This is a genomic window from Hallella mizrahii, assembly GCF_009695775.1.
In the GTDB taxonomy this organism is placed as follows: domain Bacteria; phylum Bacteroidota; class Bacteroidia; order Bacteroidales; family Bacteroidaceae; genus Prevotella; species Prevotella mizrahii.
Window position 1 is genome coordinate 1 of sequence record NZ_VUNG01000058.1, and the last position, 18,098, is coordinate 18,098.

Genomic DNA, 18,098 nt, shown 5'->3' on the forward strand with positions numbered 1-18,098 from the left:
AATTATACAGAGACTAAAACAAGGGGAAACTTAAACGGGCTTTCTACGAAAGAAAGCCATTGTTAAGCCAGAAACGGCAAAGCAAGGGCCAAATTGTATAGTGTCTCAAATGGAGGTTTCTTTATTTTATCATACGCACCTCCTTTTCCCGTTCCTGACTTCTATGGTGTTGGCAAAAACAAGGAAGCGATGAATCCGGCATCCTGGCGAACAGACACGCTCGCTGCAAAAGTGCTGTTCAGTTTCGACCATCTTTATCCAGACACTGTGAAGTCCTTGTCTCTTGGCGAATATAAACAGCAGTTAAAAAGTTCCCACTTCAGCGAGGTTTATGCGCTTCGTCCTGATGGAATCACCTATACCGATATGGTCTCCAGCCGGTGGTCCCGACAGATGACGGTAACCATTAAGGACGTCCGCAAGATATATGACCAATGGGAAGAAGTGTACATCACTAAGGCTTCTTTCGCCGACAAGCAGGATGTGAAGAAGTTCAAGGACGAGAAGATTGGTATAGTAGATGTGGACCAGTTCATCGAGCAGTCCGCCATTCCTCCGATCAGCAACAGCATCAAGGCCAAGCTGCCGACAATGACGGTATCAAAACGCTAAGCCACCTGCTGCCAGCAGAATTATTGAGACAATATGAGCAGCTGCCGATGCTCATAATCAAGCACCCATTTCTTTCCCATGAGGAAGCTTGCATTAAGACGGGGCTCCTCCGAGCCGTCGTCCGTGGGCTTGATGAAGTCAACCTTGAAACGATAATCGGAAATCTCTACGGGGATGTTTTTGCATTGCCCTACCGTTTTTGTGGTTAGTGCCTCTGCTATATCGGCGCCGGGTATCTCAATATAAGCTGTAGGTGTCAGTTCGGACGTAGGAAGCACAGCACTGAATCTGGCTCCGGTATCAAAGTGTATGCGCGTCTTCTTGCCTGCTATCTTCCCCTTAAAATGAATGATGTTCAGTCCAGCGTCGGCATAGTTCTTCCAAGCCAAGGATGTCGCGACGTTGGTGGGTAAATTGTTTAGACGTTGAAGTTGGCAGGTCTTCAAATCAAAACACCATGGATCCCTTTTTAAGATGTCACCACCGATAATAAACTTAGGGGCGAACTGCTTCAGCTTCCCGGCCAAATCCACAATGAAGCACCACACATGAGTGTATGTGGATGACGCAAAGGAGATGCTGTCCAAATAGACATACGACGATTTGATGCTTTGTCCGGCCGTGTTGTCCATTATCTTGTCTCCTTTTAAATCCTTGATGTGGCATGAGTCTACGGCATAGGTAGAATCGATGATACAAACCGAACAGCCCGTATCTATCAATCCCGGGACGTTGTGGACCGAGCCACCGTCAGAAAGAGCTACATCAGTATACATCCAGTCTCCCTTCATCGTTATCTTTGATTGACTCCAAGCATTTAGAGATAACAATGCCAGGGTGAGCATCAGAAGTAGTTTATGGTTCATTGCCTTGTCTTCTGCTTTATATGATAAGTATGCAAGTGCAAAGTTAGATATAAAAGCCGAGCTGGGCAACAATGTCCTAAAGAAATTCAGAGTTGTTGTACAGCTCCTCCTTTCCGATTCTTGCCCAACATTAACGCCTTATTAACACCCTGAGAAAGAAAAATCCCTTGTAAATCATTGATTTACAAGGGATTTGTAATGTAAAAGGGTACCCAGACTCGGGGGCGCGAATACTGAATTGGAGCAAATGATAATGTATTTAGAAACGTTCAGAATTATCTATTATCGTTTGATTATCAACATGTTGCGTATATCATAACTTTCAGAGTCGTTCAGCCTTATTTGAAAATATTTGGGAGATATGGAGCAAATATGGAGCAAATTATCTATCTTTGCAACCGTAATCATAACCCCTTATCACAACGACGATTATGACAATTAGATTTCTTATCCGCACATCGGTAAAGTTCAAGCCAACAGATTTGGAATCCAAGGTGCCACTGTCGCTACGCTTCAAGGAAGGCACATCCATCGACAAGTTCCTTGTCACGAAGATCTTGGTCAATCCCAATCTCTGGGACAGCAAGAACCAGCAAATCAAAAGTCGCATGGTCTGCGATGAGGAGATGCGGCAGATGGTCGACACGGAAGTAACCGCCATCCGCCGTTTCTTCGAGGACGCTTACCAGCACGACCGCGACAATATCGACAAGAACTGGCCGAAGCTCATCCTTGACAAGTATTACAATCCATTAAAGTACAAGCAGGAGACCGTAGAGGAAAAGAAAACGCTGCTGTCGCTATACGACTATTACCTTGAGATGCATCCGCTGTCGGACATTCGCATACGGAACAACCGTGTAGTCATGCGCGTGCTGCAGCGTTATGAGCTCTTCGTGCGCCTTACCCATCCGCGTAAGCGGAAGTTCACCTTATATATAGATGACGTTGACCAGACGATGCTTCACGACATCTGGAAGTATGTGAAGAACGAGCATATCTATCGCGACAACTATCCTGAGTTGTTTGAGGCCGCACCAGAGAAGCGACCGTCCAAGCCACGTGGCGAGAACACGCTCATCGACTACTTCTGCAAGATACGCACGTTCTTTCGCTGGTGCTACGACAACGGACTGACACAGAACCGTCCCTTCGATAAGTTTCACCTCGATGAGCCCGTCTATGGCACTCCCGTGTTTATCACCCTTGAGGAAAGGGACAAACTGCTCGATACCGACTTCTCTGATGATGCCCGGCTCGCCCTGCAACGCGACATCTTCGTTTTCCAGACACTCATAGGCTGTCGCGTGAGCGATCTTTATGCACTGACCCGTGACAACATCATCAACGACGCAGTAGAATATATCGCGGGCAAGACGGTTGACGGCAATCCACGGACGATCCGCGTACCACTGAACAGCATCAGTCATGCCATCCTTGACAGATACAAGAACAGAGAGGGAAAAAGTCTGTTCCCATTTACTACACAGCAGGACTATAACGAGGACATCAAGGAGGTATTTAAGCGTGCGGGGCTTGACCGTATGGTAACGATTCTCAACCCTACAACACGCCGGCAGGAGCAGAAGAAACTCTACGAGGTGGCATCGAGCCACATGGCGCGTCGCACTTTTGTAGGTAACCTCTATCTCGAGACCAAGGACAAGGGCTTGGTGGCAACGCTCTCCGGCCACGACCCTAACAGCGATGCCTTCAACCGCTACTGGGCTCCCAACGAAGAAGTGAGGCAAGAGATGATGGAGAAATTGGAGAGGGTAACCGACAAAAAGCCAGTGGAGCCCAATACGACTAAGCAGGCTTTCACCCCCGTTCATCCCGGTTCAATCCTCAAGCGACAGTTGGAATCCCATGGTTACAACACCAGGGACCTCTCCATGCTCATTGGCAGTACACCGGAGGCCCTTGAAAGCATTATCGCAGAGCAAAAGGCGATGACGGACAATATAGCGCAGGGACTTGAAATGGTACTCGGTGTGTCGGCTGGTATGTGGATGAACCTGCAAAGAGCATACGACCAAGCAATAAAATCGGAATGAGACGATAGAGTTAGCCATACCTGGCAATGAAAAGGCACACTTTCTTTTGCCGTTTCGCGTATTTCCATTATTTTTGCAACAGATACATACAGGCAGAACAGACGATTATGATAACGAAGGAAGAATTACGACAGCTCTTGAAGAGCACTGAGACATACCGAATAGAGCGTACAGTGTCCACTGGTAATAAAGACAAGTTCAGTGAGGCTATCTGTGCGTTCTCCAATGATCTGCCCGGCTCTCACAAGAACGGCTATCTGATAATAGGCGCTGAGGACGACGGTGAAATAAAGCCCGGCTTCAAGGTCACGGATGCCTTGCTGAAGAACATAGCTGCCCTTCGCTCGGATGGCAACATACTGCCGATACCGACCATGAGCGTTGACCGCTATGAGTTTCCCGAAGGTGAACTGCTTGTCTGTGAGGTGCAGCCGTCGCCGATGACACCGGTCCGTTATCGTGGTCGTGTGTTTGTGCGTATCGGGCCCCGACGCGACATCGCTTCCGAGGACGAGGAACGAATACTGACAGAGCGACGTACGGCCAACATGGCTACATTCGATGTCACTCCGTGTCTGCGCGCCAAGCTGTCGGATTTGAATGTTGACATGATACGCAATGGCTACCTCCCCAAAGCCGTTGACGCTGACGTGTTGGCTGCTGACAACAGAAGTCTGGAAGAACAGATGGCATCGGTAGGCTTGTACGATATGGACAGTCTTTGCCCGACAAACGCTGCTGTGATACTCTTTGCTCACCGTCCGAAACAGTTTATACCCGGTGCATACGTGCAGTACGTGAAGTTTGGCGGCAACGACAAGGCCTCCGACATACTCAATGAGCGTATGTTCACAAGCTGCTTGTTTGACTTGTTGCCCAAGCTCGACACCTTTACGGAGAACAGTGTCGTAACGACGAGGCCGGTGCCAGTGACTGCCTTTCGCGAGGAGCAAGTCGTCAACTATCCGCGGGAAGCTATCAGGGAGCTGCTACTGAATGCTGTCATGCACCGCGACTACAGTTCCAACATGCCGATACGCTATTACGAGTTCAGCGACCGTTTGGAGATAATGAATGCAGGCGGACTATATGGCAAGGCACGCCCCGAGAACTTCCCCCATGTCAACGACTACCGCAATCCCATCATAGCCGAGGCATTGAAGAACCTTGGATATGTGAATATGTTCAACCGTGGCGTGAGCCGCGTGAAGGAGCTGTTCAAGGAAAACGGCAATCCGCCTATAGACTTCAATGTAGACAAGATCACAGTGTTTGAAGTGGTGGTGAAGCCGAACAATGAAGTTAAGAAAGTAAAGGCTGGACATAAGGGGCGTAAGAAACTTATACCGAGCCAAACAGAATTCAACAAGTTGTTGCAATACTGTTCTGTACCAAGAACAATGCCCGAAATACTTGGATTTATGGGATATAGTGACAGAACCAAATTCAGAAACAAGTATCTTAAGCCTTTGCTTGATGAAGGCAAAATAGAAATGACGAACCCAGAACATCCGAGAAGTAGTATACAGAAATATAAAACTGTTTAAACTTAGTGCCGAAATAACTTGGTGCCTAATTTTATTTAGGCACTAAGTTTAAGATCTTGATTTTATTTCTTAACTAATTATCACTCAATACATTATCCCCGATTTATGCCTTATCCTATCTTGGTCCCTAAATTCTTTTTAGGCACCAAGTTAGGGACCAAGTTGAAAAGAACCGATTAACTTTCAACACTCTTATTATCAGTAAATTAGCCTATAATCATCTTAGCCCCTTATCTATAAATGAATTTAGGGACCAAGTTAAGGCGCCAAGATAACTGGCACCAAGTTGGAGCAGCGGCATTGCCAATCACCCTCTTTCCAAGAAAGGTATGGTTGCGGCAACATGTAGCAGTGGACATTGCGGCAACCGGGAGCTTGCTATAGGTATACTCGTTTCCGAATCTTTGTGAACAAGTTTTAATTTAGTGTCTATTTTGTTAATATCTGTTCATTTTGACGCTTTCTCCGAAAATTTATTCCGAGGAAACGGAAAAAACATCCTAACTTTGCGGCTGTAAGGGGTCAAGACAAGCCCGACCATTTGCACATTATTTTCTTTTGGAGTCATTAGGCTCCGTTCATTTTAAAAATGTGCATATGGCAAGAGATCGAGTTTACATCACATCAACCTTATCATGGGTGCGGGCAAGACCGCCACCATGAAATTAGAACTATGGGCATACCGAACACAATGGGAGTGCCCACAAATGTCAGACTACTACTTACCACCTATTGCATGGCACATAAGTCCATGCAGCAGGATAATCCTAACTATCAATACCATATATTTCTTTATGAATACACCTGCCAATTTCAAAAACACAAGTCATGCCGGCGAGCGTGACTACGAAGCCTTACTACTGGCCCACGGCCTTGTCGATACTATTGAGAAACACAACGGCAACGTCCAGTTCATCATCTCCGCCAAGGGTGTGGAGACCCTTTGCCGTCTCGGCACGGCAGTACTGGCGATGATATCCTCTGCCCCAGGTCAGCAGGCACCGTCTGCCAACACGAAGGAAAAGCAAGACAGCGAAAAACTCGTCTCCAAGGGCGAGGTGAAGCGCATGCTCAAGGTTTGTGACACAACTCTTTGGACGTGGGCCAAGCGTAACTATCTTGTACCGGTGAAGATAGGCAGCCGTGTCAACTATCGGCTCAGCGATGTGAAACGAATCATGGAGGGATAGGATATGAATGATATGAGCAATCCCACATCCTGGCAGAAAGCCAGTCTGATAGGTGCTGAATTGCAAAGTGCCGAGCAGACCAGTGCAGGCGTTCCCACATCCGTAGGCATGCTCTCCATCAAGAGTGCCAACCGCACGCTGACGGAGGCAAGCATGACGGCGAATCCCAAGCAGCTCTACGGTGAGTTTTGGTTTGAGCATGAGATAGGCTGTCTCTTTGCAGACAGCAATGTCGGCAAGAGCATCCTTGCCATACAGATTGCCGAAGACATCGCCAAGACGGGTGAGACGGTACTCTATTTCGACTTCGAGTTGTCGGAGAAGCAGTTCCAGCTCCGTTTCACCGATGAACAGGGCAACCTCCATCACTTCCCGTCCACACTCTACCGCGTGCAGCCCGACATGAATCTCATTGCGTCTATAGACGAACCTTTCGAAGACGCGTTGATGAGGAACATCGAGAATGCCGCGGTGGAGACAAAAGCGAGAATACTCATCATCGACAACATCTCTATTCTCTGCATGCAGATGGAGAAAGGCGAGGACTCCGCGGCACTGGTACAGCGGCTGCGGACATTGAAAAACAAATACGGCTTCTCTATCCTTATCATCGCTCATACGCCCAAACGCAACATGAGCATGCCAATCACCCAGAACGACCTCGCGGGCAGCAAGAAACTGTTCAACTTTATCGACAGTTGCTTTGCCATCGGACTCAGTGCGCAGGGCGGCAATATGCGTTACGTCAAGCAAGTTAAGGTGCGCAACTGCGAGATGCGGTACGGTGGCGACAACGTGATGGTCTGCCATATTGAGAAAGTCGGCACTATGGTGCAGTTCATCAACATGGGAACGGCACCAGAGCACGACCACCTCCGGATGGTCAACCGTGAAGAGCAGGTACAGGAGGCACGACTGCTCTCGGCATCGGGACTCTCGCTTCGCGATATTGCCAGCCGCATGGGTGTCTCCAAGTCCACCGTGGATCGTATGCTGCGTGAGGTCAGTGGTGTCCCAGACGGACAGACGGGACAAGTGGGACAGACGGGACAGGACGGACTGTCCCAAGTGTCCCAACCGTCCCATCTGTCCAATGGGACAGCCGGTGGAAATGCCATAACCTGTAAGACGAATGATGATGGCACAGCATAATGACAGTATAGAGCCGATGTTTGTTCCTTTCGACTACGTCGTCAACTCATTCAGCCGAGAGAACAACTTCTTCCGCTTCTTGCGCACCGAGTGCCATGTCAGCGAGGATGACCTGATACGGCTGCAGTGCCGCTACCTCATCGGCTCCGCTAAAGACGGCAGCATCATCTACTGGCAACTGGACTTCAACGGCAATGCCCGTTCGGGTAAGATCATGCAATATGATGCCACAACGGGGCATAGGGTGAAGACCGCCCATGCTGTCAACTGGGTACACTCCAAACTCATTCAGACGGGAAAGCTGACCGGAGACTTTGTCCTGAGCCAGTGCCTCTTCGGGGAGCACATCCTCCACAGCGACCCTATAGATAATGTGGTGGCCATAGTGGAGTCGGAAAAGAGTGCTCTGCTCGGCTCGCTGGTCTATCCCCGATATACGTGGCTGGCAACGGGAGGGAAATGTAATCTGACCCCGCATAAGACAAGTGCGCTTGTCAACCGCACCGTCATTCTACTCCCCGACGTGGATGCCTATGATGAGTGGAAGGAGCGTGCAAGACTTCTTTTCTTGCCCAAGCGCGTCATTGTTTCCGACCTTCTCCAAAGGATTGCCACTGATGATGAGCGTGAGAAGAAGATCGACATTGGTGACTGGCTCATTGACTTCTTGAAGGCAAGAGCCTCTGAGAAAGGTGTGGACACTGACAAGACAAGGCCTCCTTAGCATCTTCTGGGAAAGCCTCGCAGAGCTACCCTGCCCCAGCAGGGTTATAGCACACTATGACCCTAAAGGGACATGTGTGCAAGGGAACACATTTCCCTTGACCCTTTCGGGGGCGTTGCCCCTCGACCCCATTTTAAGAAGTATGACTATCCTAACCATTTCAACCATTTCTATACTATGAAAAAAACAAGTATCAACATCCAACCTATGAAAGCAGGCAGTGAGCGTCACAACCTGCGCCACAAGGAACTGAGTTACATCCGCAAGGACCTTTCCCATTTGAACGAGTCGTGGTTTGATCCACGCTACGAGGGAAAGAGTATGAATGAAGTCCGCGAAGACATAGCACATCGTTACAAGACCGCCGTCGGACAGAAGATGCAGAAGACCGCCCAACCGCTTCGTGAGGCTGTCGTCGTCATTGGAGACTCCACCACCATGGAGCAGCTGCGACAACTCGCCACAGCCATGGAACGGCAGTTCGGCATCAAAACCATGCAGATCCATATCCATCGTGATGAGGGACACAGCACTGCTCATCCGTCACAGAAAGGCGAAGAATGGAAGCCGAATCTTCATGCCCATATGTGTCTCGACTGGACAAAGCCCAACGGCAAGAGCCTTGCGCTGAACCAGCTCCACATGTCGCAGTTGCAGACTATGACTGCTGAAATCCTCGGCATGGAGCGTGGCGTCAGTTCCGATGTCAAACATCTCAATGCCGTACAATACAAGAACAAGAAAGAGGCGGAGCGCAGTCTTGCCTTGCAACAGCAGAACGAGAACCTGCAGGCGGAGATAGCGCAGTGTCAGGAGAGCAACGACCAGCTACGCTCTGAGAATGAGGAGTTGCTACAGAAAGCGGACCTCATCCGCAAGACAGTTGCTGAGCTCCAGTCGGAAGTCAGGAAGCTCAAGATTACGAAGAAAGGCAAGCAGGCCATGCTCATGGGACTCAACAAGGTCACCGACATCTTTGGCAAGTCCGACCTGCTCTTGGAGAAAGAGAAACTGCAAGGCAAGGTCAAAGAGGCTGAGGATACGCTTGCGCTTTGGCAGGGGAAGGTGGAGAAACTGAAGACCGATCTTGCACGGCGCACCGCCGAACGCGACAAAGCTTTGCAGGAGCTTGCGGAATGCAAGGAGCAGCTTGCTAAGGAACAGGAGGAGAACTATCGTCAATTCCTCTATATAAATAATGTGTCTTCCGAGTTGAGACAGATGAAGCGTGAGAAAAGTGCGCAGGAACGTGCCAAGCAGCCTCGAATGTATGGCATTCCCTCTGCCGTTGATATGAGCAAGTTCAACATCATGGAGGCATACCAAGCTCCTCCCAGTCTGTTTATTGGCATCGAGGGGTACGGTCGCATATCGAAGCGTGCTGAGCCTGAGGACGTTCGTGCCTGGCGTGCAGACGAGATTTCTAAGGAGGAGCTCATCGCCAAATATTTCTCACGAGAGATAGAAGTTGCTCTCACCCGTCGGCTTTCTCGGTTGAAAGGTGCCCGTCTGACGGCAGAGGTGAAGAATATCGAGAACACCATGTTTTTCCGCCTGCCCAGCATTCTCCGCATCCCTTGTTCGCAGAACATCCCGGCAGGCTCCACCTGTGGTGAGAATCCGAATGTCCGTCACCGCAGCCGCGAAGAGCTCCTCCGCGAGCTTGTCGACCAAGGCTATAACGTCAACCAGTATAAGCTATAACATATGTGACAACTCACACAATCACATTCTCACATACTAACAGAATGGATTGTGTGAGTGTGAGTCTGATTCGTATGGTGTTGGCGGGCACAATGATTTTATTTGAAAAAAGATCATCAAAGTGTTGTGTATCTGATTTTTTTGTTTTACTTTGCAATTGAGTTGTAAGCCGTCATCGGCTGAAAGCTCAAGACATTGTGGAAAAAGAAGAAGCGTTATGCTTTTCTTGTCAACGGTAAACCTGGTAAGTTTCATAATTGCACAAGAGATTAGCATAGTGGTTCTCACGCAATGCGTGGGCTGTTATCATTATATCTCGTGCAATAGGTTTTACCAGGACCTCTGTTGAAGAAATAATGCGTAGAGGTCCACGCTTTCTTCATGGCGAATGTAAAGTAGCCTTTGGATCGAGGCTTGGAAGGTAATGCCAATGGATTAATCTCAAGAACTCCCGCAGTATGATAAAATCACAAAAAGGGAAATGACGTTTGACAATTGGAAGTCAGGCAAAGTAATCACGACATTTGCATGATATGTCGTTTAAAACTATCATAATGTTTCTCTTAAAATTTTCTTTAAGAGGTCGATACTCTTTAGGAAAACTTCAATTTTCAGATAGGTTCAACATTAATCATAAAGTCCTGAATATGAAAAAGAAGATTTTGTACCTAATTATTGCGTTATTGTTGCCATTGGCAACTTTCGCTCAGAGTTCATTAACTCCTTACCAAAGAAGATCAAATCAAATTATCTTGAAGTACTACAAGATATTAGCTCAAGGATCAGGTGATAGACGATTTGCACTTCTCGGATACAATAGCTCAGATGTGGCTAAGGCTGGTTTTAACTTGGCCTACATGGAGTACGCTTACAAACATGGTGCGGCAGCGGCAAAGCGCCTCGTTAACGCAGCTAACGCGGAACTTAGGGCTGCAGAGAAGTTGAAAAACTCTGCAGACCGTCTTCGTGAGTTCTACGAAACAGACAAAGGTATGGTGTATAAAACCGTCAAAGACAAATTTGCATTATGGATGCAAAAGGGTGAGTTTGAAAAGCAAGCGGATTTTGAAGAGCGTCTGCGTGGTTCAACCAAGACAAAGTTTGGTGAAATCTGCGAAGATGCTTTTAATGATATTACAGACGTATTATTGCACGGATCAAAGGACAACTCTGAAGATGAAAAGATTAAACTTGAAAAGCAACTTGATACTTATGATTCAGAGAATGAGCAATTTACTATGTATTGTACATCTCACGGAGCATATACTGCTGTGGTAAAACTCCATATTCCTATCAGTGAAGCTCAAGATTTTAAAGAGACCTTTGAAGCTAATGATATTTTTATTGATAAAATCAAAGACGGAGTCTTTGTTGGCAATATTTTTGTGCCGACAGTGTTAGTTATCTCTCGTATTGGCCATGATAAATTGTATTTAGTTAAAGCCGATGGCATCATTGACTTAAACACGGAAGCGAGGGTGGATTCTAATAAAATGGAAAAATTCACCGTACCCTTTGACAAGCTGAATATTGATTGTGATGCTCTAAAAGGATATGTATACCATCATCAGGCTATATCCAATGATAATACAATCTATGATTATAACGATAGTTATGTAGAAGAAAAACCGTCATATCCAGGAGGAGAAGAGGCCTTTTATAAAATATGGAATGATGTGGTTTATCTGACAGATTCGGATATGACATATAATGAAGACGTACATATAATACTTACTATTGAGAAAGATGGAATAATTTCTGATGTTAAGGCTTACAGCGATACACAGCGATTGATTCCTTTGGCTCTCAAAGTACTCAAATCCATGCCAAAATGGAATCCTGGAAAAAATTCCGAACTTGATCCACTTCGTGTAAAATACGACTTCTACGCTTCTGCTGAATACAAATGAAAAATGACAGATGAAGAGATAGGGCAGGATGATAATTAGACTATCATATTTACCTTTTGCAATGTTCCAAATGTGACGAAACTATAGAGTCAGTAGCTTCGTAATCAGCTCCATAGAAGAGATTGCTGTAGATCTTGTTCAGAAGACCATAACCTGAGAGGGGAAGAGAATGTTTGCTTGCAACGACTTCAGCACGAACGGTCTGTTTGCCGTCAGCCAAATAACTGCACAGCTTGTCGGCACCACCGACCATCGCAAGGTTGTGGTGAGAGAATAGCAAATATCTTTCGTTGTCCGCTTAATCACTATAATAATTTTTTCAAATCCTCCATGTCAGGCAGTGCATCACGCAGCTCTTTGGGCAGCTCGCTCGATGTGCGATAGGTGGCCACGCCCATCGGCTTGGAGGTGTCGCGGAAAGAAAGCTCCACGATCTTGTCGCTCTTGGATTTGCAGAGGATGATGCCGATAGACGGATTTTCGTTGGGGTGTTTGATATACTCGTCAAGAGCAGAGAGGTAGAAGTTCAACTTGCCAGTGTATTCGGGCTTGAACTCGCCGCGCTTCAATTCAAAGGCCACAAGACTCCGCAGTTTGCGGGAGAAGAAAAGCAAGTCTATGTAATAGTCATGGCCTTCAACTTCAAGATGGTACTGGTTGCCTATGAAAGCGAAATCCTTGCCGAATGCCATGATGAAGTTCTTGATATTCTGAATGATACTCTGCTCAATAACCCGCTCGTCAACATCCTCAGGGTCCTCAATGTTGATGAAGTCGAGCAGGTATTCATCCTTGAAAGACTGTAAAGCCTTCCGCTTAAAATCATCGTCGCTGATAGTATGGTTGAAGTTGGTCTGCCGGATGGAGCCTTGCTTGTGGTAAAGATCTTCTGCTATGTGATATTTGAGGGTGTCTTTAGTCCAACTCCCATGAGCACATTGTCTGATGTAGAAAAGCCGCTCGTCAAAGTCTTTGATCTTTGAAAGTATCTCAACATGATTGGTAAAGCCGACTGCCATGAAATTGTCTATGGGAAATTCGGCAGTTGTCAGCTGCCGAATTTCATAATCCATTGGAGTATAGTTGATCATTAAATCGTCAGGCAGCATCTGACGATTTATGTACGGGCTCCACTGCTCGTAAAACATGCGCATGTTTTTAATGTTGCGTGCAGAGAAGCCTCTCAGCCCCGGCAATTCCTGTTGCAGTCCTTTAGCGATGGTCTCAATGGCGTTGCTGCCCCAATATCCGTCACGGCTGTGCGCTGAGACATAGCCGCCAACTGAGTAGTAGAGTTTCAACAGCTCTTTGTTGGCCTGCTTGGCGGCTGCATAGCGACTCTTGAGTATGGCACTCTTGATGTCCTTTACAGCTTGTATATATTCTTGTGAGATATGAGCGATTTCCATATTAATCCGTTTTGCGTACAAAGATAGCAACTTCCTCCCAACTTTGCAACGAAACAATCTGGAAATTACAAACTCAAACTAAAACGAATGGAAATGAACGGAATCGACCAGTGCCGAACGGTAATAAATCTGCTCTTATCTAATTGAAATGGAGCAAATATGGAGCAAATCGGGAAAAGAAAAATCGCTAAAGCCTTTGTTTATAAGGCTTTAGCGATTTTTGTGATGTAGCAAAAGTACCCAGACTCGGGCTCGAACCGAGATGCCTTGCGGCACTGGTGTTTGAGACCAGCGCGTCTACCTATTCCGCCATCTGGGCATGTGTGTCAAAATACACAATGATGTAAATATCGAGTGCAAAGGTACAACGTTTTTGGGAAAACGCCAAATTTTTTAGGTTAAAAGTTTAAAGGAAATACGTGGTATTGGAGAGGAAACGCAAAGAAAAAGGCACAGCGGATATTTTCGGTGGATGGTGGTGAGATGATACATAGATTGAACGTTTGCGTTAAGCCAAATGAGCAGAGACAAGCAGTTAGATCTCTGTCTTGGCGAGAAAACGAAGGATGAAATCCTAGGTTTGTTCCCTCAAGAGGGATGAGAACAGACATAGATGTTTACCACCTGAAGATAGTAGGAAAATCATGGACGGGCTCTTTTCCATAGCTCCATTGGTAGCTAAAGCCTGTCCGAGACTATTTTCCTTGCCTTATGGGAAGGAAGGGTGACACTACTGTTTTCAGTGAATGGGTGACACTATACTTTTTTGAGTGATTTATAGTGAAACGTTGGCGATATCACATACAAGCATTTTGGATTCCTCCAACCACGCCATCCCACGGAAAATATCCGCTGCGCCTAAATTCCTGCATCTTACACCATTCTGCACGCTGCGCTGACATCTGCAGATATGTCGCTTGCAAAGATAATCATTTTCTTTAAAATTGAAATATGTGAATTGCTACTCTGTATGTATCTCCAGCTCCATGCGGCTGCGACCATTGACATGTAGCCAATGTAACTATTCAGCTGCCATATCGCACTTTGGTGATAACAAGTTGTTGATATAACAGGGTTAGTTATATAGAAGCGAATGCATTTCAATCCCACCTTGGGAGAAATTCTACGTTCGGAAGATGCGCTTAAACGTCTATTAATCAGCAAAGTAAGTATGAAAAAGTTCTGTTTTTTGTTTGTATGTTTCAAATATTTTTCGTACCTTTGTATCTGTGAAACAGACAGTTATAGACATGGCAGATGCGCTGAAAAGCATGTATGAGAAGCTGGAGTCGATGCAGAAAATCATCGACTTGCAGTATGGTACTATATGCACTCTTAGCCGTAACATCAACAAATTGATAGGGTGTCCAGTTAGATGTTCCGAGAATCTAAAGAGGCCTTCGTGTTGGCCTGGAGGAACGGAAGGCCAATATGAAGACCGAGTTGTGCGGCAGGAGGACATATCTATGGGGATTAACCCTGCTTTGGACTACTTGTCCACTCCGTCATCAGTGGAAATAAAAGCCGGAGCAGCGACGGCGAACTGACGGCTTCTATGATAAATAACGGTGAATAGCTTCTGGTGATTTTCTGTGAAATTTAATTTCTTGTTTATTTGGTTGTTTATCAGAAAGTTAGTATATTTGTGGCATGAAACGATATTTCGTGATATGCGTGTTCGTATAGGGGTGCGTGTTCGCTTGATGTTCGTCACTTTTTAGTCCGTTATTCCTTATGAAGCCATGTCCTCACAATTAAATGCCCGATTACTATGACTTCCAACTTAAAGACCTCTTACGGTAACTATATTGAACGGAACTGTACCGTATCAATTACCCTCGACAAACGCACTTCACGAAAAGACGTGAAGGTATATCCTTTGTCAGTTCGCTTTACCATCAGCCGTAAACGATGGTACCATCATGTGGGCGGCAGTTACTCGGAGAAGGATTTCTCTGAGATATGTAATGTGCAGACCAGTCGGTCGCCTAAATTCGAGATTAAGCGACAGTGGATTTCCATACTCGGCGAATATAGCGATATGTTGGCCCGGCTGAATGTTGGACACGAGCTATCGCTGGAACTCATTAGGAATGCGATTACAGGCAATGGCCTTGTTTCGAATGTCAACTTTCTAACGGCGTGGCAGGAGGTTATTGATAATCTGAAGAAGGAGGATAGATATGGCACCGCCGAGAGTTATCAGTGTGGTTTGAACTCGTTCAAGAAGATTCTTGGAGAGGACAATATCAAAGGCTTCAAAATAGACAAGGAACTGCTCTCGGAATGGAATGAAGGCATGTTGAATGGAGTGAAACGTGGCAGAAAGCGGATTGGCAAGATCTCAGATACCACACGTGGTATCTATCTCCGTGTGTGTAGGGTGATTTGGAATGAATGTATCAGACGTGGCTATATGCTAAACGTAGAGTATCCGTTCTCGAACAAGCGCGGTAGAGACACCATTTCCATTCCACGAGGGGCAACACGCAAGGGTGAGTTCCTCAACGTTGACAAGATGACTCAACTCTATGATTTGTTTATGGAGAAGGACTATCCAGAGCAATGGCCGTGTGATGTTACACCGAACGTCCACTTCTCCCTTGGACTGTTTCTGGCTCAGTATCTTTGCAACGGCTTCAACCTTGCCGATGAGGCTTTTCTCACCTATGATGATTATTACTATTCCACCGGTGGCAAGGCATTCCGTTTCAAACGCAAGAAGACTACAGAACGCAGTGAGGATGGAGCAGAGGTAATCATCCCTATCATTGAGCCATTGCAGAATATCATTAATGACATTGGTGCCAAGCCTGAGAAAGGGGCGCTGGTCTTTCCTGAGATCCTTAAAGGAGCTGAGACCACAGAGGAGAAGCATCGACGCATTCAACAGGAAAACCAGAATGTTCGCAAACGGCTGCATATGATCTGTAAGGACATCTTTGGATGGGAAGAGCGAATCTCTGGCACATGGGCACGCCATTCTTTTGCCACTAACCTGCGCAATGCTGGTGTTGACATGCAGTATATTTCTGAGAGTATGGGACATTCTACACAAAAGACAGTCACCCAGCTTTATCTGTCCTCCTATCCCCTGAACAAGCAATTTGAGTATAACAGTCGTCTGCTTCGTCTGGAGGATGAGCCGACGATAGACGACATACCCAATATGACAAAGGAGCAGATGCAGGCGCTACTTATAAAAATGATGAGCAACAAATAGATTTCTTTGAAAGAATCTTCGTATTTTTGTACTCTAAAAATGAATATTATGACCATCGACGATATACAAAAATTGATAGACCAGGACGAGTCCGTCACATTGGAACTCAAGAAAAGCACCGGAGAGTTGAAAGATGCAATGCATACGGCATGTGCTTTTCTTAACACTGATGGCGGTTGGCTGATTTTTGGTGTAACTCCCACATCACGCAGAATTCTTGGTCAGGACGTCAACGACAACACACAGCGTGAGATTTCACAGGCGCTAAGTGGCCTTGAACCAGCTGTCGAGGTGAAGGTCAACTACTACGATGTGCCCGACAGCGATGGGAAGAAATTGATAGCCATCTATTTCGATGCCTTCGTCTGGGGTCATGAGCCCTATACTTATGCCGGCAAACCGTACTACAGAGTGGAAAGTACGACAAAGCAAATGCCTCGTGAGTTGTTTGAGGAACGGTTACGTGCCCATCATCCAGACTTCTATGCGTGGGAGCGGCGGAAGGCTGATGGGATAGGCATGAGTGATCTTAATGAAGACCGCATCCGCGGCGCGCTTCGGTTAGGTGCAGAAGGCGGACGTGTGCCAAATTCAGTTTTGACAGAACCTTTGAAGAGTGTCCTTGACAAACTTCAGCTACTCTCTTCTGACGGTCAGCCCAATAATGCAGCGGCAATGCTTTTTACGAAGAACGAGAAAGGTTATTATCCGCAGTTCACCATTCAGATGGCAAGGTTCAGAGGAACTGACAAGAACGAATTCATAGACAACCAACGTGCTTACGGCAATTTCTTTGACTTGTTGGACGCTGGCATGGCGTTTTGTTTCAAGCATCTGTCGTTGAGTGGGAAGATAGCAGGCATTCGACGAGAGGAGCATTTGGAAGTCCCTGTGGCAGCATTACGTGAAGCTCTGATCAATGCGCTTTGTCACCGTCATTGGGAAGAATACAATGCCTTTGTCGGTATTGCCATTTATGATGACCGAATAGAGGTTCTTAATCCAGGAGCACTTCCCCACGGGATGACGCCAGAGAACATCAAAGACCCTCATGGCTCTTTCCCCTATAATCCCATCATTGCCAACGTACTGTTCAAAACCACCTTCCTTGAGAGTTGGGGTTCCGGCATACATCGGATAGTTGATGCCTGCCAGACTCAGGGACTACCAAGTCCGGTGTGGTCGGTAGACAAGGGTATGGTCACTGTGACGTTTCAACGACCCGACTACGACTCAACTACGACCCAAGTTAAGGGCAAAAAGGATCCAAGTACGACTCAAGTACGACCTAAGTACGACCCAAGTACGACTCAAGTTCAAGAGCTTATCATTCATATGTCAGACCAGTTTATGTCTATAAAGTCAATGATAGCAGCATGTGGTCTGAAAAGTAGAAAAAGGTTCCGTGAGAACTACGTGACGCCAGCACTATTAGATCACGCCATAGAACGCAAATACCCCAATGAGCCTAATCATCCAAGGCAGATGTACCGGCTAACCAAGCAGGCGTTGGAGTGGAAGAAGTCTCGGGAAGATTAAAGTAATTACCGTCTGAAGGTGGCCACTGGCCACCTTCAGAGTAAATGTCCAATTGTTGCTTATCAGCTTTAAACAGAGTACTTTCGAGTACCCCGTTTTATGCTAGGCTGAGTAAGATTTAAGACTTGTTAATCAATAGCGAGTTGTCCGGGCAGCATCTGAGCG

The 18,098-nt window shown here is 46.5% G+C and carries 12 protein-coding genes and 1 tRNA gene; 10 read left to right on the forward strand and 3 right to left on the reverse strand.

What is annotated here, in order from left to right; all coding sequences use genetic code 11:
• The first annotated feature begins 189 nt into the window (after positions 1-189).
• The gene (locus tag FYJ73_RS14485) at positions 190-612 is read left to right on the forward strand and encodes a hypothetical protein (RefSeq protein WP_154535456.1); all 423 of its coding nucleotides are present in this window, start codon (positions 190-192) and stop codon (positions 610-612) included.
• Between the two features lie 20 nt (positions 613-632).
• Here the strand turns inward: FYJ73_RS14485 and FYJ73_RS14490 are convergent, their stop codons facing one another.
• Positions 633-1,478: an aspartyl protease family protein gene (locus FYJ73_RS14490; RefSeq protein ID WP_154535457.1), complete on the reverse strand. Its 846-nt coding sequence runs from the start codon at positions 1,476-1,478 to the stop codon at positions 633-635.
• Positions 1,479-1,909: 431 nt separating this feature from the next.
• Here FYJ73_RS14490 and FYJ73_RS14495 point away from each other — a divergent pair, with 431 nt between their 5' ends.
• The 7 genes from FYJ73_RS14495 (at position 1,910) to FYJ73_RS14525 (ending at position 11,762) form a co-directional block, all read left to right on the forward strand.
• Positions 1,910-3,535: a phage integrase SAM-like domain-containing protein gene (locus tag FYJ73_RS14495; RefSeq protein ID WP_154535458.1), complete on the forward strand. Its 1,626-nt coding sequence runs from the start codon at positions 1,910-1,912 to the stop codon at positions 3,533-3,535.
• A gap of 107 nt (positions 3,536-3,642) precedes the next feature.
• Positions 3,643-5,082: an RNA-binding domain-containing protein gene (locus FYJ73_RS14500; protein WP_154535459.1), complete on the forward strand. Its 1,440-nt coding sequence runs from the start codon at positions 3,643-3,645 to the stop codon at positions 5,080-5,082.
• Between the two features lie 794 nt (positions 5,083-5,876).
• A complete protein-coding gene (locus tag FYJ73_RS14505) occupies positions 5,877-6,272 on the forward strand; it encodes a helix-turn-helix domain-containing protein (RefSeq protein ID WP_154535460.1) in 396 nt (131 codons plus the stop codon).
• Positions 6,273-6,275: 3 nt separating this feature from the next.
• The gene (locus FYJ73_RS14510) at positions 6,276-7,424 is read left to right on the forward strand and encodes an AAA family ATPase (RefSeq protein WP_154535461.1); all 1,149 of its coding nucleotides are present in this window, start codon (positions 6,276-6,278) and stop codon (positions 7,422-7,424) included.
• Positions 7,411-8,148, forward strand: a complete 738-nt coding sequence (locus FYJ73_RS14515; RefSeq protein ID WP_154535462.1) for a DUF6371 domain-containing protein — start codon at positions 7,411-7,413, stop codon at positions 8,146-8,148. Before FYJ73_RS14510 ends, FYJ73_RS14515 begins: the two co-directional genes overlap by 14 nt.
• A 177-nt stretch (positions 8,149-8,325) precedes the next feature.
• Positions 8,326-9,852 (forward strand): plasmid recombination protein, encoded by a 1,527-nt coding sequence (locus FYJ73_RS14520; RefSeq protein ID WP_154535463.1) that lies wholly within the window; start codon positions 8,326-8,328, stop codon positions 9,850-9,852.
• A gap of 647 nt (positions 9,853-10,499) precedes the next feature.
• Positions 10,500-11,762, forward strand: a complete 1,263-nt coding sequence (locus FYJ73_RS14525; RefSeq protein ID WP_154535464.1) for a hypothetical protein — start codon at positions 10,500-10,502, stop codon at positions 11,760-11,762.
• Between the two features lie 305 nt (positions 11,763-12,067).
• Here the strand turns inward: FYJ73_RS14525 and FYJ73_RS14530 are convergent, their stop codons facing one another.
• On the reverse strand, positions 12,068-13,171 hold the full coding sequence (locus tag FYJ73_RS14530) for a PDDEXK nuclease domain-containing protein (protein WP_154535465.1): 1,104 nt from the start codon (positions 13,169-13,171) through the stop codon (positions 12,068-12,070).
• Between the two features lie 237 nt (positions 13,172-13,408).
• Positions 13,409-13,490, reverse strand: a tRNA-Leu gene (locus FYJ73_RS14535).
• Positions 13,491-14,942: 1,452 nt separating this feature from the next.
• Between FYJ73_RS14535 and FYJ73_RS14540 the strand changes: the two genes are divergently transcribed.
• Both FYJ73_RS14540 and FYJ73_RS14545 read left to right on the forward strand, forming a co-directional pair.
• Positions 14,943-16,394: a tyrosine-type recombinase/integrase gene (locus FYJ73_RS14540; RefSeq protein WP_154535466.1), complete on the forward strand. Its 1,452-nt coding sequence runs from the start codon at positions 14,943-14,945 to the stop codon at positions 16,392-16,394.
• A gap of 48 nt (positions 16,395-16,442) precedes the next feature.
• Positions 16,443-17,933, forward strand: coding sequence for an ATP-binding protein (locus tag FYJ73_RS14545; RefSeq protein ID WP_206081799.1), 1,491 nt, complete (start codon positions 16,443-16,445; stop codon positions 17,931-17,933).
• The last annotated feature ends 165 nt before the right edge of the window (positions 17,934-18,098 follow it).